This is a genomic window from Salipaludibacillus sp. CF4.18, assembly GCF_051262595.1.
Classification (GTDB): Bacteria; Bacillota; Bacilli; order Bacillales; family Salisediminibacteriaceae; genus Salipaludibacillus; species Salipaludibacillus neizhouensis.
On sequence record NZ_JBIMEV010000001.1, the window covers coordinates 1 to 21,495 of the forward strand.

Annotated in this window: 25 protein-coding genes; 20 read left to right on the plus strand and 5 right to left on the minus strand. The window is 36.7% G+C overall.

What is annotated here, in order from left to right; all coding sequences use genetic code 11:
* Nucleotides 1-302 precede the first annotated feature (302 nt).
* Together ytvI and ACHABW_RS00010 are read right to left on the minus strand one after the other, a co-directional pair.
* Nucleotides 303-1,361, minus strand: coding sequence for a sporulation integral membrane protein YtvI (gene ytvI, locus ACHABW_RS00005; RefSeq protein ID WP_435753537.1), 1,059 nt, complete (start codon nucleotides 1,359-1,361; stop codon nucleotides 303-305).
* 327 nt (nucleotides 1,362-1,688) lie between these two features.
* Complete coding sequence (locus tag ACHABW_RS00010) at nucleotides 1,689-2,042, minus strand: YugN family protein (protein ID WP_110936478.1); 354 nt, start codon at nucleotides 2,040-2,042, stop codon at nucleotides 1,689-1,691.
* Between the two features lie 153 nt (nucleotides 2,043-2,195).
* On the opposite strand from ACHABW_RS00010, the gene ACHABW_RS00015 reads away from it, so the two are divergent.
* From ACHABW_RS00015 to coaD, 8 genes are all read left to right on the plus strand, one after another.
* Nucleotides 2,196-2,624, plus strand: coding sequence for a CBS domain-containing protein (locus ACHABW_RS00015; protein ID WP_435753538.1), 429 nt, complete (start codon nucleotides 2,196-2,198; stop codon nucleotides 2,622-2,624).
* A 225-nt stretch (nucleotides 2,625-2,849) separates the two neighbouring features.
* A complete protein-coding gene (locus ACHABW_RS00020) occupies nucleotides 2,850-3,944 on the plus strand; it encodes a CAP domain-containing protein (RefSeq protein ID WP_435753539.1) in 1,095 nt (364 codons plus the stop codon).
* A 73-nt stretch (nucleotides 3,945-4,017) separates the two neighbouring features.
* Nucleotides 4,018-4,437, plus strand: a complete 420-nt coding sequence (gene ylbD, locus ACHABW_RS00025) for a spore coat protein YlbD (RefSeq protein WP_435753540.1) — start codon at nucleotides 4,018-4,020, stop codon at nucleotides 4,435-4,437.
* Nucleotides 4,438-4,464: 27 nt separating this feature from the next.
* On the plus strand, nucleotides 4,465-4,704 hold the full coding sequence (locus tag ACHABW_RS00030; protein WP_110936474.1) for a YlbE-like family protein: 240 nt from the start codon (nucleotides 4,465-4,467) through the stop codon (nucleotides 4,702-4,704).
* Between the two features lie 127 nt (nucleotides 4,705-4,831).
* Nucleotides 4,832-5,275, plus strand: coding sequence for a YlbF family regulator (locus ACHABW_RS00035; RefSeq protein ID WP_110936473.1), 444 nt, complete (start codon nucleotides 4,832-4,834; stop codon nucleotides 5,273-5,275).
* Between the two features lie 263 nt (nucleotides 5,276-5,538).
* Nucleotides 5,539-5,814 (plus strand): YlbG family protein, encoded by a 276-nt coding sequence (locus tag ACHABW_RS00040; protein WP_110936472.1) that lies wholly within the window; start codon nucleotides 5,539-5,541, stop codon nucleotides 5,812-5,814.
* A gap of 294 nt (nucleotides 5,815-6,108) precedes the next feature.
* Entirely contained in the window at nucleotides 6,109-6,705 is a 597-nt protein-coding gene (rsmD, locus tag ACHABW_RS00045) for a 16S rRNA (guanine(966)-N(2))-methyltransferase RsmD (RefSeq protein ID WP_435753541.1), read from the plus strand.
* Nucleotides 6,706-7,188 carry a pantetheine-phosphate adenylyltransferase gene (coaD, locus tag ACHABW_RS00050; RefSeq protein ID WP_435753542.1) on the plus strand — a complete coding sequence of 161 codons (483 nt, stop codon included), beginning with the start codon at nucleotides 6,706-6,708 and terminating at the stop codon, nucleotides 7,186-7,188.
* Between the two features lie 78 nt (nucleotides 7,189-7,266).
* On the opposite strand, the gene ylbJ is transcribed toward coaD, so the two are convergent.
* Nucleotides 7,267-8,487, minus strand: coding sequence for a sporulation integral membrane protein YlbJ (gene ylbJ / locus ACHABW_RS00055; protein WP_435753543.1), 1,221 nt, complete (start codon nucleotides 8,485-8,487; stop codon nucleotides 7,267-7,269).
* Between the two features lie 425 nt (nucleotides 8,488-8,912).
* Here ylbJ and ACHABW_RS00060 point away from each other — a divergent pair, with 425 nt between their 5' ends.
* A complete protein-coding gene (locus tag ACHABW_RS00060) occupies nucleotides 8,913-9,956 on the plus strand; it encodes a SepM family pheromone-processing serine protease (RefSeq protein ID WP_110936468.1) in 1,044 nt (347 codons plus the stop codon).
* Nucleotides 9,957-10,132: 176 nt separating this feature from the next.
* Here ACHABW_RS00060 and ACHABW_RS00065 read toward each other — a convergent pair whose 3' ends face one another.
* Nucleotides 10,133-11,359 carry a nucleotidyltransferase gene (locus ACHABW_RS00065; RefSeq protein WP_435753544.1) on the minus strand — a complete coding sequence of 409 codons (1,227 nt, stop codon included), beginning with the start codon at nucleotides 11,357-11,359 and terminating at the stop codon, nucleotides 10,133-10,135.
* Between the two features lie 216 nt (nucleotides 11,360-11,575).
* On the opposite strand from ACHABW_RS00065, the gene ACHABW_RS00070 reads away from it, so the two are divergent.
* From ACHABW_RS00070 to ACHABW_RS00085, 4 genes are all read left to right on the plus strand, one after another.
* The gene (locus tag ACHABW_RS00070; RefSeq protein WP_110936466.1) at nucleotides 11,576-12,091 is read left to right on the plus strand and encodes a YceD family protein; all 516 of its coding nucleotides are present in this window, start codon (nucleotides 11,576-11,578) and stop codon (nucleotides 12,089-12,091) included.
* 54 nt (nucleotides 12,092-12,145) lie between these two features.
* Complete coding sequence (rpmF, locus tag ACHABW_RS00075; protein WP_110936465.1) at nucleotides 12,146-12,319, plus strand: 50S ribosomal protein L32; 174 nt, start codon at nucleotides 12,146-12,148, stop codon at nucleotides 12,317-12,319.
* A gap of 224 nt (nucleotides 12,320-12,543) precedes the next feature.
* Nucleotides 12,544-12,765 (plus strand): hypothetical protein, encoded by a 222-nt coding sequence (locus tag ACHABW_RS00080; RefSeq protein WP_435753545.1) that lies wholly within the window; start codon nucleotides 12,544-12,546, stop codon nucleotides 12,763-12,765.
* Nucleotides 12,766-12,840: 75 nt separating this feature from the next.
* The gene (locus tag ACHABW_RS00085) at nucleotides 12,841-13,389 is read left to right on the plus strand and encodes an RsfA family transcriptional regulator (RefSeq protein WP_435753777.1); all 549 of its coding nucleotides are present in this window, start codon (nucleotides 12,841-12,843) and stop codon (nucleotides 13,387-13,389) included.
* Nucleotides 13,390-13,507: 118 nt separating this feature from the next.
* Here ACHABW_RS00085 and ACHABW_RS00090 read toward each other — a convergent pair whose 3' ends face one another.
* Entirely contained in the window at nucleotides 13,508-13,981 is a 474-nt protein-coding gene (locus ACHABW_RS00090; protein WP_183040902.1) for an N-acetyltransferase, read from the minus strand.
* A gap of 173 nt (nucleotides 13,982-14,154) precedes the next feature.
* Here ACHABW_RS00090 and ACHABW_RS00095 point away from each other — a divergent pair, with 173 nt between their 5' ends.
* The 7 genes from ACHABW_RS00095 to ACHABW_RS00125 all read left to right on the plus strand — a co-directional run bounded on the left by ACHABW_RS00095 (nucleotide 14,155) and on the right by ACHABW_RS00125 (nucleotide 21,464).
* Nucleotides 14,155-15,042: a 2-dehydropantoate 2-reductase gene (locus tag ACHABW_RS00095; RefSeq protein ID WP_435753546.1), complete on the plus strand. Its 888-nt coding sequence runs from the start codon at nucleotides 14,155-14,157 to the stop codon at nucleotides 15,040-15,042.
* Nucleotide 15,043: 1 nt separating this feature from the next.
* Nucleotides 15,044-15,424, plus strand: a complete 381-nt coding sequence (locus tag ACHABW_RS00100) for a DUF3397 domain-containing protein (protein ID WP_435753547.1) — start codon at nucleotides 15,044-15,046, stop codon at nucleotides 15,422-15,424.
* 196 nt (nucleotides 15,425-15,620) lie between these two features.
* On the plus strand, nucleotides 15,621-17,258 hold the full coding sequence (bshC, locus tag ACHABW_RS00105) for a bacillithiol biosynthesis cysteine-adding enzyme BshC (protein ID WP_435753548.1): 1,638 nt from the start codon (nucleotides 15,621-15,623) through the stop codon (nucleotides 17,256-17,258).
* A 114-nt stretch (nucleotides 17,259-17,372) separates the two neighbouring features.
* Nucleotides 17,373-17,804 (plus strand): division/cell wall cluster transcriptional repressor MraZ, encoded by a 432-nt coding sequence (gene mraZ, locus ACHABW_RS00110; RefSeq protein WP_110936460.1) that lies wholly within the window; start codon nucleotides 17,373-17,375, stop codon nucleotides 17,802-17,804.
* Between the two features lie 107 nt (nucleotides 17,805-17,911).
* Nucleotides 17,912-18,859 carry a 16S rRNA (cytosine(1402)-N(4))-methyltransferase RsmH gene (gene rsmH, locus ACHABW_RS00115; RefSeq protein ID WP_110936459.1) on the plus strand — a complete coding sequence of 316 codons (948 nt, stop codon included), beginning with the start codon at nucleotides 17,912-17,914 and terminating at the stop codon, nucleotides 18,857-18,859.
* A gap of 2 nt (nucleotides 18,860-18,861) precedes the next feature.
* The gene (gene ftsL / locus ACHABW_RS00120; RefSeq protein WP_223292284.1) at nucleotides 18,862-19,233 is read left to right on the plus strand and encodes a cell division protein FtsL; all 372 of its coding nucleotides are present in this window, start codon (nucleotides 18,862-18,864) and stop codon (nucleotides 19,231-19,233) included.
* A 38-nt stretch (nucleotides 19,234-19,271) separates the two neighbouring features.
* Nucleotides 19,272-21,464, plus strand: a complete 2,193-nt coding sequence (locus ACHABW_RS00125) for a penicillin-binding protein (RefSeq protein ID WP_435753549.1) — start codon at nucleotides 19,272-19,274, stop codon at nucleotides 21,462-21,464.
* Nucleotides 21,465-21,495 lie beyond the last annotated feature (31 nt).

Here is a 21,495-nt window from a genome sequence, read left to right on the forward strand (position 1 = left end):
AGCTAGGTCTTTTATTGGAAAGTAGAAAGTGTAATTCAGACAATGTTTTCTTAAGGGAATGTGATATTTTTAGAGTTTGTTGTTTCCCAGGGAACAGCGGTGATCAATCCGCTCGAGGAGGCTGCTTTTCGCGGGGAACGACTGTCAGCCTCCTCGTGAAGTAAGGCTCGGCCCTGCGGAGCCTTCAGTCGTTGTTAATCAAGCAGAAATCGCAGCCTTCACTAAATCGAGCTTTTTAAAATCCAGTGTTAATTAGGCAACTGCTTCTAATTTAAATAAGAGACTTTTTGCGTTTTTCATATTCATACTTTAAAATTCATTTTAATAATTCCAGCTTCTTTTGCACTTGTGAAGAAGATGACAGCAAGTGGTCCTAGTATAAAACCAACAGCACCAAATAACATTAACCCTATGTACAAGGAGATAAGCGTTGCAAGTGGCGATAAACCTATGTGGTGGCCCATTACTTTAGGTTCTACCGTTCTTCTAATAGTTAGCAGTACAGCGGCTAGGATCAATAATTGAACTGCAACTGCGGTATTCCCTGCAATAAGATAATATCCTGCCCATGGCGCCAGAACTGCTATAGATCCGATAAGTGGAACGAAATCAACCGCCCAAATGAAGATAGACATTACTAATGCGACTTCTGGTGCAATAAAGAGTAATCCTATAAGGGTCACTATAAAAATAATAATACTGACAAGAAATTGTGCTTTAAAGAATCCAAATACAACATAGGATAACCTTGATGACATAAAACGTACTTTTTCTGCAGTATCTTCAGACATATAGCCGAATACTTTTGTTTTTAATCTTGGAAGATCTAGTAAAAATAAATATAAAGAGATCAAATAAACAAGAAATGAAACAAGATAAGATGGTATTTTCACTAAAATATTCGTTGCATGTCCGATGATATTCACATCTTGTAAAGTATTCCGCAAATGAAGTAACTGTGTCGTGACTGCTGCATCAATGTCATTAACAATGTCAGGAGAGTATTGGTCGAATTGTACCCTTAAATTTTCAAGAACAGACATCCATACAATGTTTATTTCGTTGATCATCATAGGTAGATTCTCTACGAATTGGTTTAACTGTGTAAGTGCTCTCGTAAATGTAAAGTAACCAATTACCACAATAATCATTAAGAAGGCTATAAATATAATAAAGACTGAAATACTCCTTGATAACTTTGCTTTATTTATCAGTAATTTTACTGGTGGAGAAAGAAATAAAGCAGTTATTAATGCAAGTATGATAGGTAGTGAAACAGGTAACACGAAATATGTAAACAGGGCAACGACAATGATGCCAATTATTAAATAAATATATTTTTTCTTTGATTGTGGTGTCAAAGTAATGCCCCTTTCTTGATAATGCTAAATGTATATATAAATAAACACCTATCTATTATTATATAAGAAAAACAATGAAATAAGTAAGATAGAGTAGAAAAATTAATCTTATTCAATAAATATAGTTATATCGTACCATAGAGTCATGGCTGACTCACTTAAAAGGCTTGTGAAAATCCTCAAAATTATGTTTATATTGAGAAGATAAGACGTCTCAATTTGAAAAAAGCCTTCGAGACATGTGTGTAAGACCTATGAAAATAGGTCTCACTAATCTGAATCGAAAGCAATTTGAATAAACGAATGTAGTTATATGTAGTTTACAATCTAAAGTGCTTCTGCTTTTAATTTGGCCAAGACAACTTCGATTTTTTTATTACATTTGTCTACAACTTTTTTAGGGAACTTTTCATCATACTCTACGCCGTGAGGATAATAGTGTTTCCCTACATAAGGTACCATAATTTCCACTAAACTATGAGGTAAAGGGATTTCTCCTTGCGTAACGTGTGCAGGAATTCGAAAATAATAAACGTCGTCGTGAACTTGGTCAATTATTTTGTAATCGAATGTAATTCGTTCATAATCGTATTGATTGTGAAAACCTGCTGCCTCCATAGCTTCTTCTATTACTTGATATTCAACTGTTAAACCATCTAGTCCAGTGTCATGAAATTTCATCTGTTGTAGCCTCCTTAGTATCAGTAAAACATCACTCTTCCTTAATAATATTATGAAATCGATTCTGTTGCAACGATGTCATCATTAAAAATAAAAATAAATCTTTAATTTATGGACAACCTAGGTGTGTGAATCTTGAAAGGAGGAAATTTAATGACTACATTGAAGGATATTATGACAGAAGAGGTTGATGCTTGTTCCCCAGCCGACAACATTTATGACGTAGCAGTTAAAATGAAAAATGACCATGTTGGTGCTATTCCAATTTGTGTTGATGGTAAACTGATGGGTATGATCACTGACCGAGACATCGTGATAAGAGGGGTTGCTGAGAAATTACCTAACACTTCTCAAGCTCAAGAAGTAATGAGTGATGATATTTTTACTGCTCAGAGTTCCATGGATGTAACAGAGGCTGCAAAGTTAATGGCTGAGCATCAAATTAGACGCCTACCTATTGTTGACGGTGATAAGTTAATCGGAATTGTCTCTTTAGGAGATTTAGCAGTACATCAATCTACAGAACACGAAGCGGCCATAGCCTTATCAGAAATATCTGAACTACCGCAGTACCATCATTAAAGTTATCATAAGTAAAAGGTTTCTCTTGTTATTAAAAGAGAAACCTTTTTCTTTTGCACTTTTTCTGTAGAATTTCTAGAGGCGTCTGAAGTGTTGGTCGCGGAAACCATCTGCCTGCAGTGAATTTCAATACCATCCTGTTCAATAGATGATATAATTATTTATATTTCCTTGGATTACTCTTAAAATAATTTGTTTATATATAATTAGGAAAGGAGAATTTTTTTGAAAGCAATTCTGGCATTTTTACTTACAATAGCTCTTTTATATTTTCTAGGTTCTGAGTGGTTAGAAAGCATTGAACCAGAAAATTTTGAAGATAATAATCAAGAAATTGAATTAGAAAGTGATAGTAACTCAGAGAATAATCAGGAAGTTCAAGTACAAAATGAGACCAATCACGAATCGGAAAACGAAACAGCTGACAATCTTGAAGACTTCTTTTTACACGAGTGGATAGGTCGAGATGCAGAGAATGTTTATAACATACTTGGGGACCCAGACAGAATTGATGAAACTCCATTTGGATATAAGTGGCTTGTATATACTTCAAGTGGGCCATTTAAAATGATTGGAGTACACGATAACAAGGTTGTGACTACTTATACGAACAGTGAGGATGTAATACTCGATGGAATTGCAATAGGGGGGAATTATGAAACAATTAGTTCCGTTTATTCTTTTGAAAAAAGTCAAACAGTATTAAACAGCGGGCTAAAGACAGTTACTTTTGAATTGACCGAGCAAGAACTTTTAGGGCGCCCACTTGTAAAAATCAAAGATGGTATATGGGCACAACTCTACTTCGACACGTTTAACGAGGATTTATCTTCTGTTCGTTATATCAATGAAGAATCGCTAATCAAGCACCGTGCCTATTCGATGACTTATAGTGGAGAAATCGCTGAGGCTGTTGATTGGGGAAAGGTTAATCAGGAGGAATGGGTAAGTGGGCAAGAATTACAAATTCTCGAACTTACCAATGGTATACGAGAGAAACACGGATTATCGACGCTGGAAGGTCATGAACAAACTTCAGAGGTGGCGTATTTGCATAGTAAAGATATGCATGATGAAAAGTACTTCTCCCACACTTCGCCTTCTCAAGGAGAATTAAGTGACAGGTTGGAAGAAGGGGAAATCAATTACAAATTGGCTGGAGAAAACATTGCTGCCCATTATGTAGATGGAATTGAAGCAGTAGAGGGCTGGTTGAATAGTGAAGGTCATCGAGTCAATCTGTTAAAAGATGACTTTACCCACCTAGGAGTGGGTGTGTATCGCGACTACTATACACAAAATTTCCTTACACCCAGGTAAAAATGGGCGCACGCCTCCTTCACAAAATAATTATGATGTAGTATAGCTATCTTGTGAAGGAGAGGTGAGTATCATGAGTAAATCTTTACACCCTGAAATTAAACAGTTCAAAAGTTTTGTTCGAAACAATCCTCACGTGTTAAGGGATGTTAAGAATGAATCAAAGACTTTGCAAGATTTATTTGAAGAGTGGAAATTGTTTGGTGAAGAAGATGATATATGGGATTCCTATTTGGAGACGTCGGAAAACGAAGACTCTGAAGAAAAAAGTGAGGAAAAGAATAAGAGTGATAGTACGAAAGATATCGATGTGTTAAATATGCTTAAAAAAATGAATTTAAATGACTTACAGCACCATTTAGGACAATTTACAACTGTTATTGGTTCCGTCCAGGAGTTAATTGGTCAATTCAAACAGCAACAACCTAGTCAAACACAAACTCCGCCGCCACCTGAAAGACCGTCTTCATTTTTTGGTTTTCGTGAAGACTAATTTAACTTCATTTTGAGGAGGTTGGTCATGAGAAGGAATGTGTATGAAAGAATTAAGGCTAATCCAGAAACACATTACTATTTAAGAGCTCATCCAAATTGGTATCGAAATCTAGGTAGAGATCCCGATGCATATAATAAAATGATCTCCGAATCTAACAGTTACTATGGTAAGACTTTTCCACAAAGAATAGATAAACTGCAAAGCAACATGAATTTAGTCATGATGATGTTAGATATGATGAGGCAAGGAAATGAGAATGTTTAACCTGTGTGATTGAGTTTTCTAAGTACTATTTATCGTTCTATTAAATATGAATAATCTCGAATAATACATGGACTTGTTTCATCGTGCCGCCTATTCATGTTATAATAAATAGGCGGAGGTGTTTAAAATGGTGACAACAATGACAGATATCAATATACTCCAAGAGTCTCATCAATTTAGTGAAATAATCTTAGAGTCCGACACATTTAATGACTATGTTGATTTAAAGCAACAAGTGCAATCAAATAAAGAAGCACAAACGATGCTTCGACACTTTCGCAGCTTGAAAGAGAGCTATGACGAGGTGCAGCGATTCGGGAAATATCACCCGGATTTTAAAAAAATCACCAAAGAGGTGCGAGAGTATAAACGCGAACTCGATACACACCCTTTGATTGCTGAATATAAAAATGCTGAGAAAGAGTTAGAGAATCTTTTGAATGAAGTGAGTCAAATTATTGCTCTAGCGGTCTCTCCGCAAATCAAAGTGCCAACAGGGAATCCGTTCTTTGATCAAGCAAGCAGCTGCAGCGGTGGCTGCGGTTCCGGTGGAAGTTGCGGATGCGGTTAAAAGAAGAGAGACTATTTTAAGACGTATTTTTTGCGTTTAGGATATTATAAACGTTTGGTTCTGCGACTAAACACTGTTAAAAAGGTTAAATCTTGCCTTTTGAACGCCATTTAGAGGATAAGAATGTATAAGTTGACAGGTATCTTTACGCCACGCGTGTCAAGGGAAACCCACCCTTGACACTTAAATGATGGTGGCGAAAGATAACACTGTAATTAATAAAAGACGCTACGCGTTTTTCTTAATGAAAAGGGGAAGTTTTTATGGTAACTGGTCGTGTTGGATTAGCCATTTGGGTACAATCGTTAAAACAAGTAAAGCAATTAAAACGCTTTGGTAATATCCATTACGTATCCAAGAAAATGAAGTATGTTATTCTTTATTGTGATGAAGACCGTGCTGATGAGAATATCGCCAAATTAGAGTCGTTTCATTTTGTAAAAAGTGTTTCAAAGTCTATGCGCCCTTGGATTAAAACAGAGTACCAAAACTCTGTTCCTGATAAGGAGAAAAAAGACGATTATAAAATGGGTATTTAGTCTTCAGGTAAACTGAAGACTTTTATTTATATGTAGACAAATAAAAAAAGCCTGTAAGTAATACCTACAGGCTGCCTTAAACCGATTTTCACTTGTTAAGGCAAGGGGAGAGGAGAAACCGGAGGAAGAGCTCGTGGGGAATAACAAGTCTTCTCCGCGGTTATCAGTAACATCGTCTTTCATGCTACTATTATTATTATGGACGGAAAAAATTGGATTATACATCTAAATTATTTCAAAGCATACAACTTTATTTAATGATAAAGAAAATTGTGGTAATATAGCTAAAACATAATGACTTTTCTAAGGCAGGGTGAGAATATAATGCGTGTAATAAGTGGTAACCGGAAAGGATTAAAGCTGAAAAGTGTACCTGGACAATCTACACGGCCTACTTCAGATAAGGTAAAAGAATCTATTTTTAATATGATAGGTCCTTACTTTGACGGGGGAATCATGTTGGATTTATATGCTGGCAGTGGAGCCATAGGATTAGAATCGCTTAGCCGAGGTATGGAGAAAGCTATTTTCGTTGATCGAGATAAAAAAGCAATCGAAACAATATATCGTAATATTGAACAGGCTAAAGCCGAAAAAGAGTCCGAGGTCTTCAGGGCTGAGGCGAAAAGGGCACTTAAAGCAATTCATAAAAATAATAGAAAATTTGATTTTATATTTTTAGACCCTCCCTATGCAAAAGAGCAATTACATATGGATTTAGCGTTTATTGATACAAATAATCTTGTTCAAGTGAATGGCTTCATTGTTATCGAACATTCAGTTCAAGTGGTAATGGAAGAAAATCTTGTCTCTTTTAAAAAAGTAAAAGATGAAAAATATGGTGACACTAATATAACTATCTTTCAAAACATTTCAAAGGAGGAAGTATGAATGAGTGGAATCGCAGTTGTTCCAGGAAGTTTTGATCCTGTTACTTTAGGTCATATAGATATTATTAGTAGAGGTGCGAAGGTTTTTGATCACATTATTGTATCGGTTTTGAACAATCAACATAAGCAACCTCTTTTTTCTGTTGAAGAACGTATTGAACTTCTACAGACGGCAACAAAACACCTTCCAAACGTTGAAGTGGACAGCTTTGATGGGTTGTTAATCGACTATGTTAAAAACAAAAAGGCAACTTCAATTATCAAGGGTTTACGTGCTGTTTCTGATTTTGAATATGAACTGCAAATGGCAGCTATCAATAGAAAATTAGATGATTCGATTGAGACGATTTTTATGATGACAAACAATCAATATTCTTATTTAAGCTCAAGTATTGTAAAAGAAGTTGCAAAATATCATGCTCCTTTAGATGATTTAGTGCCAAATAATGTTGAAGTTGCCTTAAAGAAAAAATTCGCAAAGTGATTATAAAAGTACTACTCCATTATACATAGGTACCCATACGATATAGGCTGAGTTCTTAAGGCTTATAGTCTTCATAGTTTAACGCTCTTGTGCAGTTAAAAACAACATCCAGAACCATATCAAAAGGCATAGAAGCGTAAAAGTACTTCCGAAAAGACTAATTATTTCATAAGTTTCCAGGAAAAACGAAGAAACCGATTCAAAAAAAGTAGGTAAGGATGGACCAAAATCACTAGAAGGAATAGATCGATTCGTGTATAAGTAATGAAACAGAAAATACGCAAATATGGCTGATAGAGTTCCGTGTATGCATCTTGCTATAAAAAACGGTGTAAACCGTATGTCTGTTTCCGCTATAATACTTGCAACTTGAGCTTGTACACTAAATCCATTAAACGCCAAAATGAAACTGACCACGACAGCTTGTTGAAGAAGAGAAGCGTCTTGTACGCTGCTAATTCGTTGACTTCCAATGGTTATCTCGAATAAACCTGCTATAATGCCGGGGCTTAATTCTTTGGGCATCTGAAACCAACCGAGTATAATAGAAATGATCATGCTGATGACCATCGAAACGTTGATAATTTCAAGCATCTGATTTAAGACTGCGAAGAAAATCATAAATCCACCGATCATTAAGAGAGTTTGAATCGAGGAATTAATCGCCTCGCCCATCATTTTTCCAAGAGGAATTTGGTTTTTCAGTCTGTCTTTATGCATGTTTTTGATTGCTTTTTTTAATGAGAAGGCTTCACTATGACGGCGATGTGTTTTGTCCGTCTTATAACCATGGAATCTCATAATGATACCTACACCCAGATTTCCGGCATAATGAGAAACAGCTAAGAGAAGACCAAGTTCAGGATTGGCAAAAAAACCTACGGCTACTGCTCCAAAAATAAATAAAGGATTTGAAGCATTTGTAAAGGATACCAGTCTTTCACCTTCAATGTTTGTCAGATGACCTTCTTGCCATAATCGAGTGGTTAATTTTGCTCCTGCTGGAAATCCTGAAGCTAGGCCCATTGCCCAGACGACACCGCCAGAACCCGGTACTTTAAATAAGGGGCGCATTAACGGTTCAAGCAGAGTTCCTGCAAAAGAGACGACACCAAATCGAATAAGAAACTCAGATAAGATGAAAAAAGGCAACAGAGACGGAAAGACAACTTCCCACCAAACTGTCATACCGTTAACAGATGCCTCAAATGCATACTTAGGAAAAATAATAAAACATAACGCTAATATAGTAGTACAAAATCCATAAATCATTGTTTGAATAAAAGGGAGTTTACTCATGGAATTTCTCCTTTTTATGAAGTGAGCTAGATGTCATTTAGCATGTTCCTCCGATTAGAACATAAGGAAATCAACTTTATTCATTTCGAAATGTTTTACTTAAATCCTTGTCCATTTATGTTTATACTAAGATAACTATTTTTAGACCACTGATCATATATTAAAAAGTAATAAAGATAGCTTGAACCAGCGAAAGATTACGACTACAGTCGGTAAGCTATATCTTCATCGTTAACTTCAGGAGCAAATGAAGATCCCTAGAGCGATTTTCCAATCGTTGTTCGTGGAATGCATACGCCTGTAGCAACTTTAAGTGGTATCGTGAACCTATCTGTTTAAAGCAATAAGCGCTTAAAAAATAACCCAAAAGAAAGACTAGCTAAATGACAAGTGGAAAGCTGAAATGTCATGAAAGGGGAACGAAGATGAAGGAATCAACAAAGAGTTCAAATAAATCATTCATAAAATGGGGGATATTATTTGCAATACTGATAGTTGTTAATTTTGTACAGCTTCCATACTATTTTACAGTGCCCGGAGAAGCAAAAGTTTTGAGTGATGTCATTGAGGTAGAGGACGCGAATGACTATGAGGGAACTTTTATGCTTACAACGATTCGAATGGGACAGGCCAATACTGTAAACTATATATGGTCATTGTTAAGTGACCGCCGTGAGCTGATCCCAGAAGATCAAGTGAGACCTGAAGGGGAAACCGATGACCAATATCAGCACCGTCAAATTATGATGATGACAGGGTCTCAGGAACTTGCTGTACTAGTAGCATATGAACAGGCTGGTAAGGAAGCCTATTTTGAGAATTACGGGGTTTTAGTTTCATCGATCATTCCTAACATGGATGCTGATGGAAAACTTGAAATTGGGGATCGTATCATTGCAATCGAAGGTGAAGAAGTGTTGGAAGTAGAGACACTGTTCGATATACTCGGAGAACTTGAAATTGGTGAGGATGTAGACATAACAATTGAACGCGAAGATGAGACAGAAGTTGTTAATTTAACGGTCAATCAATTTCCGGAAGAATTAGATCCAGAAGGAGAAAGAGGGGGGATAGGTATTGCTAATCCTGTAACAGACCGGATGTTAATTAACGAACCGGAAATTGAGATCGATGCAGATCAAATTGGCGGTCCTTCTGCTGGATTGATGTTTACCTTGGAGATATATAATCAACTAATAGAAGAAGATATTACTCACGGACTTGATATAGCAGGAACAGGTACGATAAGTGAGGATGGGACTGTAGGAAGAATTGGTGGAATAGAACAAAAAATATATGCAGCTGATAATGTTGAAGCGGATGTGTTTTTTGCTCCTAATGAATTCGGTGCAGAAGGATCTAATTATGAAATAGCTCTTGAAACGGCAGAATCACTAGGAACAGACATGGAGATTGTTCCCGTAAACACGTTTACAGATGCGTTGGAATACCTGGAAGGTTTATCATAAGGAGCAGATATCTATATTCATTTCGTACAAAGAGGCTGTATTAAAAAGTATATTCTACTTTTTGATACAGCCTTTCTTAAAAGGATTTAAAAGTTTCTGACTTTTAGAGATTGTTTTCTATGCTTTCAAACAAATGGCTCGGATCCGCTCTAGGCGGACGCTTTCCGCGGGCCTACTTAATAATTATCAGGATTGTATTGAATAGGAGTTGCTGTAAACTCATCTCTGAATGTTTTCCCTTGAGGATGCAGAACCAATTCATGTACTCTGCTGGCTAAAACATCGTGTAAAAATACTTCGTTCTTAGATTGACGGGCATTTGTAATGATAGGAATATCCAGCTTCTTTTTTATTTGTGCAAGGTACTGTTGCCCGGCAGGGGACATGCCAAGTATACGTAAATAAGGAAGATCTTTATTCGCTAAGCTTTCACTCATAAATTCTTTGGAAGTATTTAAAAGGATATGGGTTAAAAGACGTTGTAATCTAGTTCTTGTGTATCTCTTCGTCTTCAAAGCATCTAAAAAACCTTGAAATGAATCGTTATTTATCATGCACTTTTTAATTCGGTGCTCTAGTCCTTCCTCACATTCGAAAATGTCCTTTAGCGATAAGCTATCCTCTGTGATGATCTTGTATTTTAAGTAAGGATAGTAATCATCCCAACTATGAAATTTTCCATTTATTTCTTCGTGAAGACGTAATTCCTTTAAGGAGTAATCAGGGAGGTAATTAGAAATGCTTTCAAAACTCGCTTTTTCAATTAACAATTTATGACGAATGGCGGTAGCACTGGCAATCTTTTTATCCTTAATGAAAATATCATGATAATTAGCACTTATTCGCTGAATAGTATCCATTTTTATAGAAGATGCCAATCTCGATGCGGATTGAGTATAATGGAAACCGAGGATATTATTAGGTTTTGACAAATCGAGCATGTCCTTGTTCTGAGTCAAAGAAGTATAAACTTCTGAAAAAGATCTAGGGTAACTTTTTCCAAGTTTTAATTCCTCTTTGATGCGAATGTTCACTTCGGTTTCATTGTTTGAAAGCCAAGTATTTGCTTCGATGAAAGGAGTAATATCTCCATTTTCACTACCAAAACAAATATGAGTGACTCCGAGAGAATCAAGGGTACGTACGGCTCCATCGGCAAATATTTCAGCTTTTTGGGTAGCATAAACGTGAGGAAGTTCCACCACCAGATCGATCCCGGCTTTTAATGCCATTGTAGTTCTAGCCCATTTGCTAACTAGTGCAGGTTCGCCCCTTTGAAGGAATGGTCCACTCATTACAGCAATAACTAAATCAGCATTTGTTTTTTTTATCGAAGTTTGGAGATGATATAAATGACCGTTATGAAATGGATTATATTCAACTATGAGCCCAAGTACGTTCAAAATAACACCTTCTTTCTAAATTTTTTATGGTTGTTTATCTTATTAAAAAGTACCATAGATGAAGCTTCATTTCATCTACTCGCATTACGTTTTAAAATATGATATTGTATAAACGAGAAATGTACGTAGAAAAAGAATCTATGATGTAAAGATCTTATCTTGACAAACGTTTTTTTGAAAGATATAATTACATTTGTTGTCTTGAGGTGATTAAGAATGAAATGGTCGGTACAGCAAGTGCAATCTCTTCAGGAGAAAGGATTGCAACTAGATGAATTAGTCGACTTTAGTGAATTAAAAAAACTAGATAGTGAAATTCGTGAGATTACTCCCGTTCGAGTAAAGGGAGATGGTTCTGTTACAAGAAATTCTGTCACATTTCAATTAGAAATTGCAGGTTCTATGACACTTCCGTGTGCTCGGACACTAAATGATGTGGAGTATCCTTTTACCATGAACGCAACTGAAGTATTTCAGTTAAATGATTGGGCGACCTTCGATGAAGATGAAGAAGTTCACCAACTGAAGGATAACATGATTGATCTAGTACCTTTTGTACAAGAGCGCATTTTGCTAGAGAAGCCTTTGCGTGTATTCAGTGACAAAGAGGAAGGGCCGGCTCCGAAATCAGGAAGTGGTTGGGAACTAACAACGATGGATGACAAAGGGCAGGAGAAAGTTAAGGTGGATCCTCGGCTAAAAGAACTGGAAAAGTTTTTTGACAAAAAATAGTAAGCAATGTTAATTGTTTACTTGATTTGAATTATCTCCAAGGAGGTGGGACTCATGGCAGTACCATTTAGAAAAACAAGTAAAACGAAGAAGAATCAACGTCGTTCACACATCAAGTTAAGTGTGCCGGGAATGGTAGAATGTCCTGATTGTGGTGAAATGAAACTTTCACACCGTGTTTGTAAATCATGCGGATCTTATAAAGGACGCGATGTAGCAAGTAAGTAAATAAATTAGAAGCAGGAAGGAACTCCTTCCTGTTTTTTTTATGCTTTTTTTTGTGAACTTTTCGGTTTAAATGTGAAAGAGCGACTCCTGTGGGATTAACAGATGGTCACTCTTAATGTATAAATTACTTGGCATTGCTCCGCTTACCACGCGTCCATTAACGAGGAATTTTGGTTATCATAAAGCTCTGTTGTTTTCTCTGTAAAAATATATAAAGAGGGAGAATGGAAGAACCTTGGATATTGATAGGTGGATCGATAAAGAAACAAGATATATCATTGGTGCCAGTCCCTTCTGCCGACAAGAGAAGGTATTCAATCTTCACTTCTATGGATGAAGGAGTAACAGCGTGTGCAAGACTTTCGGAAAGTGAAGCACAAAAGCCGTTGATGCCTTCAAAAATAAAAAAAATTAAAGATCATTGTTTGTCCCTTACCTATTTCTAGTGCTTATAAGTCTATCTTTTCTACTATATGCATACATATAAGAAGAAATTGAAAGATTGGCACGGAAAGGAGGGTATTGTATTGATTAGACAAGATGCTTGGAATCAAGACGAGGACTTATTGCTTGCTGAGACAGTGTTGCGACATATTCGTGAAGGTGGAACTCAACTTGCAGCCTTTGAAGAAGTAGCTGAAAAACTTTCTAGAACTTCCGCCGCATGCGGTTTTCGATGGAATTCTGCGATTCGTAAACAATACGTGGCAGCGATACAGTTAGCTAAAAAAACAAGAAAAGATTTGAAACGTACTCAACTTCAAACAACGATCATAGAACCTTCCGATCAAGAAAGTTCCTTGACCTCAATAGCTTCACATAAAGAGCTCTCAAGCGCAGAACAGTTGGAGTGGATGGATCAAATAATCTCTTTCTTGACATGGCAAAAAAATAAAATCAACTCAGACCAAACTGTGACGGAAAAGACATCTAAGTTACACCTTGAAAATGAGCGGCTCACAGCAGAGCTAGCGAAGTTAAGGGATGCTTACCAGGAAGTGAGAGAGGATTATCAAGTGATGATTCACGCAATGCAACGTGCCACACATAGAGAAAAATTAAATAAATGATAAGAAAAGCGAAACCCCTTTGAATACCGATGTAGTAGCAGGACACTCCCGTTACAGTGAATTTACACATAGCAAAGCCCGAAGAACTAATTCAAATCTTCGGGCTTTGTTGGGTTCTTTATATTTGTTCAGAAACTCCTTTTGGAAACCATACATATGGATTTTCTCCACGATCCCGATCTGTTTGGTAAGTCAGAGCTTCGAAACCTTGTTTTGCCCAAAAATCATCGGATCTTTGACGAGCGTTTGTTTTTACTGGGAGTCCTTTGCTTTTAGCGAAATCCACGAGACTGTTTCCAATCCCTTTTCCTTGGTAGCCTGGTAAAACTTCTAATTTCCATAGCTCATAGTAATCTTGCGATGGATCGAAATATTGATCGAATTTTTTATCAATCATATATAAACTCATTCGACCTACTAATTTATTACCGAAATAAACGCCATAAAATGGAGAATCGCTATCATTTTCTACAATATTTTCTTCTAAATCTTCTTTCATTGATAACTCTTGTTGACCATACTCTCTGAAATTTTCGAATTCCTCAAGGGTTTTAAAATTTACTTTTAGTCTGCTCACTTCATGTTTATCCAATTGCTTCCCCTCCATAATTACATTTCCATTTTATTTTGATAATGTTAGAAGATAACTATATTCATATTATAATTGAAATGAATCAAAAATGAAAACGTTATCTACCCAGTTTATATTTTCTTTGTAACACTTATGATAAAATAAGGCCTAGGATCGAAAAATGAGGTGTTCTTATGAAAGTTACGGTAATTGGTGGAGGTGCGATTGGCTTATTAGTGACCTCTTATCTATTGACATTTGGTCATACTGTCCAATTGGTGACACGAACAAAAGAACAAACCAGGCTGATAAAAGAAAATGGTATTATGAAAGAAAAAAACGGATTTATTGAAAGTCATCAAGTTGATGTAGTTACCATCAGCAAATTCCAAGCAAATAAAGAGGATTTAATTATTATAACGGTCAAACAAACGAGTGTGGATTCTTTGATAGATTATTTGCGACAAATCATTCCTCCGGAAACACCATTGTTGTTTTTACAAAATGGGATGGGACATCTTGAAAAGGCTAGAAAGACACTTCAAAATCCTATTTTAGCTGGTATTGTTACACATGGAGCTATTCGTCAATCTCTAACTAGAGTGTCTCATACCGGGGAAGGAGAGATTAAAATAGGTGGCGAACGTTTATCTGAAAAACCTCTTTTTAATCTGTGGAGTAATGACAGTACCTTTTCTATTACATGGAGTCCTAATATATTAGTGGATATCAAACAAAAACTATTGGTGAATGTCGTCGTTAATCCATTGACTGCCATTCATAAAGTTAGAAATGGCATTTTATTACTAGATAGTGAATTAAAGAAGAAGGCTTATGAAGTTTTTCAAGAAGCTAGATTTTTACTGGATTTTCCAGACAGTGAATGGCAAAATGTACAGAGAGTTATCCATAAAACTGCAGAAAACCAGTCATCTATGTTAATAGATATTCTACATAATAGAAAAACTGAAATTGACGCTTTAACAGGCTATTTGTTAGAACAAAGTGACAAGAAAAATATACCTATCGAAAAGATAAGGGGAATTCATCAACGTGTAAAAGAAATTGAAAAGGGGATGTAAGATGGGTGACTTGGCTATTGGGTTTATTGCTACTCTTATAACAGCTCCAATATTAGGACTCTATTTAGTATATTTTGTGTTAGTTAAAATAACGAAAAGTAAGCAATATGCTTTTAAAACAGCAGTTGATTATACCGTATTTTTGTTTATAATGTCGGTTTATTTTTTATGTAGAGAAATATGGTCCTTGGAAATTGGAAGTTTCGTACTTTTATTTTTATTACTGTCTGCAACTATTTTTACGATTGTACATTGGAAGCATAATGATGACATTCAAATAAAAAAGGTGTTTAAGAGCGTTTGGCGCTTTCAGTTTGTCGTGTATTTACCGTTGTATTTTATCTTTACAATTTATGGACTTGTATTTCGAATATTCTCGTAAGAAAAGCATAAGACTTCTTCATTGGTTGTCGCATGATCTTCTGTTATAATGAAGCAGAATTTCTTTAGCGCTACTTGAAAGGTTTCATCTGGAGTTGTTACAAACACAAGAGATAAATATCATAGAACTTTTTACATAATTTCGCGAATGATAAACTAATCTAGTTCAATTTGAAAATGGAAGGTTGAACACAGTCATGGAAATGAAAATTACTAACACGCATGAATCAGGCTCTTTTATACATAAGTATTTAAATAATAACCGTAATGCTCTTTCCTTTTTTGATTACAACTTATCCAGTAAAAGTCAACGATCCAGGTATGATGAATTAATGAGAATGTCCTTTCAGAGAGAAGAACTCGTGCAGGCGTTAACGTCGTATAATAAGAAATATAATGCATATCCCCGTACATTTGCACAAATTGAACGCTTGAAACAAAAAGAAAGTGTTGTCGTAGTTGGCGGTCAACAAGCCGGTTTATTAACTGGGCCAATTTACACGGTGAACAAAATTCTGTCGATTCTTATTGAAGCTAGAGACTTGGAAGAGAGCCTTTCTAGTCCTGTAATTCCTATATTTTGGATTGCCGGTGAGGATCATGACATTGATGAAGTGAATCACACATTTTTCACAGACGGAAAAGAAACAAAAAAAATTAAAATAACAGAACGGAATGATTTAAAGCAACCTGTATCTGAAAGAATTATTGATCAAGAAGAGGCGAAGAAGCTAGTTAAGGTTGCGTTTCAATTTTTACCTGAAACTGAGCATACGGCATGTCTCTACAAAAAACTTCTAGAAGATATTGAACAAGGAAACACGTATTCCGAATGGTGTGCAAAGTTGCTGTCTCGTTTGTTTGCGGACACCGGTTTGGTTTTAATGGATGCTGCAGACCCTCAAATCAGACAAATTGAGCAGCCTTACTTTCAGGAAATGATCCGAAAGAATGACTCTATCAGAGCTTCGTTTCTCGAACAAGCCAGAGAGATGAAAGCGGCAGACTTTGGAGAACCTATTACGATTGACCAACAAAACGCTCATCTTTTCTTTCATGAGGAAAAGCAGCGTTTTCTTCTAGAACGACTAGAGGATGGGGACTATCAGGAAAAAGAAGGCTCTCGCAAGTGGTCAGAAGACGAAATGTTAGAAGCAGTCACTACAGGAAAATTAGCATTAAGTAATAATGTTGTTACGCGCCCTTTAATGCAAGACCTGTTGTTACCCGTGCACACGTTTATAGCTGGACCGGGTGAGTTAAAGTATTGGGGAACGTTAAAACAAGTTTTTCATTCCTTTGACCGTTGTATGCCATTGGTGAAGCCAAGGTATCATATCACCTATTTATCTCGTAGGTCCGAGAAAACTATAAGAAAGTATCAACTAGATACTAAAAAAATCACGTTTGAAGGAACGCAGCAGGAAAGAGAGCAAATCATCAATGATGGAAAAGCTGTTGATGATGTGAAAGTATTCAAAAAAGCAAAAAAGAGATTGGCTAAATTTGAGGATAAACTTGAAGAAGGTATTTCTCCTTTGGGTAAAGGTGCATTACTTTTACATGACCAGTTCCGTCTAAAAATGAAAGAACAATTAAAAGTATATGAAAAAGAAATCAGTCATTTTGTCGAATCAACGCAAAGGATTCACCTTCAAAGATTATTGTGTTTAGAGGTGGAGGTCAGACCAAACGGCAATTGGCAAGAAAGACACTTGAACATTTTTCCTTTTTTAAATTTATACGGGGAAGATTTGGTAAAAGATACGTTCAATGAAATGTTAGACCATCGAAAATTACTTGAAACAGGTCACCATTTATATTTGACGATGTAAAATACTTCAGAGAAATCTGAAGTATTTTTTTTCGTTTATTTTCAAAAAGAAAGTGGTATAAAGTGGAGGGATGTGGTAAGTTAGTGTTATTAAGTGGGGAGGAGGTGGATCTTTATGTTCATGGGAGAACATCATCATAACATTGATGATAAGGGCAGAATGATTGTTCCTGCTAAATTCCGAGATGAATTAGGATCCACCTTCGTTGTCACACGGGGAATGGATAAGTGTTTATTTGTATATCCTGAACCGGAATGGAAAATACTAGAAGACAAGCTTAAAAATTTACCTTTTACTAAAAAAGATGCCCGAGCGTTTACAAGATTTTTCTTTTCTGGAGCAGCGGAATGTGAATTGGACAAGCAAGGAAGAGTAAATATTGCCTCTACACTTCGTAAATATGCTGGTTTAGAGAAGGAATGTGTGGTTATCGGAGTGTCGAACCGAGTGGAAATTTGGAGTAAAGAGGTTTGGGAAGAATATTTTGCCGAATCTGAGGAGTCGTTTGCAGAAATTGCTGAAGGCATCGTAGATTTTGATTTGTAATAAGGAAAAGCGGAAGCGCTTTGCATCAACTTTTAAGTTAAATTAGCACCTATGGTTTATAGGAGGGTGCTATTTGTTAATCATATGCAGAAGGGAGGAGAGATCGTTTGTTTGAACATGAAACAGTATTGAAAGAAGAGACAGTAAAAGGACTAGATGTCAAACCTGATGGTATTTATGTCGATTGTACCTTAGGTGGCGGAGGTCATAGTGAACGGATTTTACAAGAGTTGTCTCCTGAGGGGAAACTAGTTGCATTTGATCAAGATGAAAAGGCGTTAGCTCACTCGAGAGAAAGACTGTCTAACTATTCTGCACAAGTAGCTTTCATACATAGCAACTTTGAGTTTGTTAAAAATTCTTTAGAAAGCAGAGAAATAGATGCAGTGGATGGATTTGTCTTCGATCTAGGTGTTTCCTCTCCTCAATTTGATGAACCGGAAAGAGGATTTAGTTATCGCTATGATGCTCCGTTAGATATGAGAATGGATCAATCTCAAGATCTTTCTGCCTTTACAGTCGTAAATGAATGGAGTTTTCAAAAGCTACAAGAAATTTTTTCCCGATATGGTGAAGAAAAATTCGCGAAATATATCGCCCGTAAAATTGAAAAGAGACGGGAAACAGCTCCTATTACTACCACGTTTGAATTAGTTGAGGTCATTAAGGAAGCAATTCCTGCTCCAGCGAGACGAAAAGGTGGCCATCCGGCTAAAAGAACCTTTCAGGCAATCAGAATTGCCGTTAATGATGAATTAAATGTATTTAAAACAGCTCTCGAAGATGCTATCTCACTCTTGAAACCAGGAGGACGTATTGCTGTTATAACTTTTCATTCTTTGGAAGATCGAATATGTAAACAAGTTTTTAAAAATAAGAGCAGTCTTCCAGAACTTCCGAGAGGCTTGCCCGTCATTCCTGAAAGTTTAAAACCAGAATTATCATTGATAACGAGAAAACCGGTGACAGCTAATGAGCAAGAGTTGGAGGAGAACCACCGTTCCCACTCTGCAAAATTAAGGATTGCTGAAAAAAATAAGAAGGAGGAGGAATGAAAATGAGCCCACTTGTGGAAAAGAGAATGCATGAATCCACTGCCCCGCAACGAAGAACAGTTACTAAACCGGTAAAAGAACGCATATTTAAAGGTGGGGTTACGAAAGGGGAAAAGCTTATTTACATGATTACAGCAGGAGTTATCGTGTTTACGCTCTATCTTATTCTCTCAAATTATGCAACTATTTACAGTGCAAATCATCACATCGAACAGAACCAAACTAGCATCTCGGAATTAGAAAGTGTGAATGATGGATTATCACTTCAAGTAAAAGAGCTTTCTGATCCGGAAAGAATTCTTGATATTGCGCAAAATGATCTTGGTATGAAATTAAATGACCAAAGTGTAAAAGTTATTCATGGAAATGACTAAATGCTCCTTCTGGAAAAGTACAAGGGAGGCAGATTCTCATGCAGCAACAAATAAAAAGTAGCCAAGTTACAAAAAGAGCTGTTTTCTTTTTGTTTCTTTTGTTTATTGTATTCGTGGTGATCTTTTCTCGGTTTGTCTACATACAAGCTGCAAAAGAAGTGCAAGGGGTAGACTTAGAGGAATTAGTAGCTAAACGATGGTCGCAAACAAATGTTATTGATGGAGAACGAGGGTCTATCTATGATAATAACGGTGATGTATTGGCGGAGGAAATACCCTCTTATACTGTTATAGCGATTCTAGATGATAGATTTGACAGCTATGTAAAGGATCCAAAAGCGACCGCTCAAAGTTTAAGTCCTATATTAGAGATGGATGCAGAGAGACTCGAAGAACTCTTATCCCGAGACTCCGTTCAGGTAGAACTAGGTGCACAGTCGAAAAATATGAGCTACGAAAAGCGGGAAGAAATAGAAGAGTTAAAGCTTGAGGGGATTTTGTTCAGAGAGGATCCTCGACGTTACTATCCAAAACAAATTTTTGCCTCTCATATTATCGGTTATACAGAGAGAGATATGTCGGTCGCTCGAATGGGTATTGAAAGCAGTTTAAATGAATATCTTCTGGAAGCTGATGGTGAGATTACTTATCAAGAAGATGGAAGAAATAGAAAACTTCCAGATTCAGATGAGACTATTAAAGAGCCAAAGAATGGCGATGATGTCTATCTAACCATTGATTCTCGAATTCAAATGGCTATTGAGCAGACGATGAATCAAGTGGTTGAAGATTTTAATCCTGAACGAGTGATGGCGATTGTTGCTAATGCAAAAACAGGGGAAATCCTAGGCATGTCAAATCGCCCTAGTTTTAATCCGAACGAATATGAATCCATTGAAAATTATACGAACTACACCATTTCCTCACGATTCGAACCTGGTTCTACTATGAAAATATTCACCTTGGCTGCAGCGATTGAAGAAGGTGTTTACAACGGGGACGAAACGTATGAGTCAGGGTCAATCGAAATTGTAGATAAAACAGTTAATGATCATAATGGCGGAAAAGGTTGGGGGACTATTACTTATGATGAAGGGGTAAGGCGGTCATCCAACGTAGCTTTTTCAAAAATTGCCCTTGAAAAACTTGGACCAGAAAAACTTTATAGCTATATTGATGCCTTTGGCTTTCGTGAACCGACAGGCATTGATTTACCGAATGAAGCAACAGGACTCATTGCTGAACAATATACCATTGATGCAGCGACAACTGCTTTTGGACAAGCGACAGCTATTACTCCTATCCAACAAGTCCAAGCAGCTACAGCGGTGGCAAATGATGGCAAGATGATGAAACCATACATTATTGATCGAATTGTAAATCCGAATACAGGAAAGATTGATTTTGAGAATGAGCCTACTATTGCAGGGGAACCGATTTCGGAAGAGACGGCTAACCAAGTGCTGGGTATTCTTGAGACAGTGGTTACAGAAGAAGATGGCACGGGAAGACCGTATGCAATTGACGGTTTTGATATCGCAGGTAAAACGGGAACTGCGCAAATTCCTAGTGAATCAGGTGGCTATCTGTCAGGTGAAAATATTTATTCCTTTATAGGGATGGCTCCAAAAGATGATCCGGAAGTGATTGTTTATGTTGCAGTCGACAGGCCACAACTAGGTGCTGGTCAAATCGGGTCCGAGCCAGTATCGATGATCTTCCGTAATGTGATGGAACAAAGTCTTCAATATTTAGACATTGCCCCATCTGAAGACGATGAAGTGTCGTCTGTTCAAAAATCTATTGAGTTAGAAGACTACCAAGGTGAAAGCCTTGAAGAAATCAAGACTACTTTGACTGAAAAAGAACTTCAAGTAATTGTTATAGGAGAAGGCGATAAGATAACCGGTCAATCTCATGAGCCAGGCACACAATTAATCTCTGGAGAAAAAATTATCTTTTTAACAGACGATGAGCTGCCGCTAGTTCCGGATATTTCTGGCTGGTCACTGCGTGATGTCTATTTATTAGGCAAACTTCTAGACATTGGTATGGAAGTGAATGGCAGCGGTTTTGTTCAAGAACAAACTCCAGAAGCTGGTACAGAAATGGATGAACTTAGTCGTATGAGCGTAAGCCTTTCTAAGGATAATGAAGATGAAGAGAACATTGGTGAGGTTGCAGAAGATAACGCTGTGGAGGAAGAAGAGCAAGAATTCTTTATGGATTAGCTTAGTAAGGTGATATTTCGGACGAAATAGT

Coding starts and splice junctions, on each gene's coding strand:
- ACHABW_RS00010 (WP_110936478.1), bottom strand. CDS start 2,042: ATGAAATTTCATGACACTGGACTAGATGGTTTAACAGTTGAATATCAA.
- ACHABW_RS00015 (WP_435753538.1), top strand. CDS start 2,196: ATGACTACATTGAAGGATATTATGACAGAAGAGGTTGATGCTTGTTCC.
- ylbD (WP_435753540.1), top strand. CDS start 4,018: ATGAGTAAATCTTTACACCCTGAAATTAAACAGTTCAAAAGTTTTGTT.
- ACHABW_RS00030 (WP_110936474.1), top strand. CDS start 4,465: ATGAGAAGGAATGTGTATGAAAGAATTAAGGCTAATCCAGAAACACAT.
- ACHABW_RS00035 (WP_110936473.1), top strand. CDS start 4,832: ATGGTGACAACAATGACAGATATCAATATACTCCAAGAGTCTCATCAA.
- ACHABW_RS00040 (WP_110936472.1), top strand. CDS start 5,539: ATGGTAACTGGTCGTGTTGGATTAGCCATTTGGGTACAATCGTTAAAA.
- rsmD (WP_435753541.1), top strand. CDS start 6,109: ATGACTTTTCTAAGGCAGGGTGAGAATATAATGCGTGTAATAAGTGGT.
- coaD (WP_435753542.1), top strand. CDS start 6,706: ATGAGTGGAATCGCAGTTGTTCCAGGAAGTTTTGATCCTGTTACTTTA.
- ylbJ (WP_435753543.1), bottom strand. CDS start 8,487: ATGAGTAAACTCCCTTTTATTCAAACAATGATTTATGGATTTTGTACT.
- ACHABW_RS00060 (WP_110936468.1), top strand. CDS start 8,913: ATGAAGGAATCAACAAAGAGTTCAAATAAATCATTCATAAAATGGGGG.
- ACHABW_RS00070 (WP_110936466.1), top strand. CDS start 11,576: ATGAAATGGTCGGTACAGCAAGTGCAATCTCTTCAGGAGAAAGGATTG.
- rpmF (WP_110936465.1), top strand. CDS start 12,146: ATGGCAGTACCATTTAGAAAAACAAGTAAAACGAAGAAGAATCAACGT.
- ACHABW_RS00080 (WP_435753545.1), top strand. CDS start 12,544: ATGGAAGAACCTTGGATATTGATAGGTGGATCGATAAAGAAACAAGAT.
- ACHABW_RS00095 (WP_435753546.1), top strand. CDS start 14,155: ATGAAAGTTACGGTAATTGGTGGAGGTGCGATTGGCTTATTAGTGACC.
- ACHABW_RS00100 (WP_435753547.1), top strand. CDS start 15,044: ATGGGTGACTTGGCTATTGGGTTTATTGCTACTCTTATAACAGCTCCA.
- bshC (WP_435753548.1), top strand. CDS start 15,621: ATGGAAATGAAAATTACTAACACGCATGAATCAGGCTCTTTTATACAT.
- mraZ (WP_110936460.1), top strand. CDS start 17,373: ATGTTCATGGGAGAACATCATCATAACATTGATGATAAGGGCAGAATG.
- ftsL (WP_223292284.1), top strand. CDS start 18,862: ATGAGCCCACTTGTGGAAAAGAGAATGCATGAATCCACTGCCCCGCAA.
- ACHABW_RS00125 (WP_435753549.1), top strand. CDS start 19,272: ATGCAGCAACAAATAAAAAGTAGCCAAGTTACAAAAAGAGCTGTTTTC.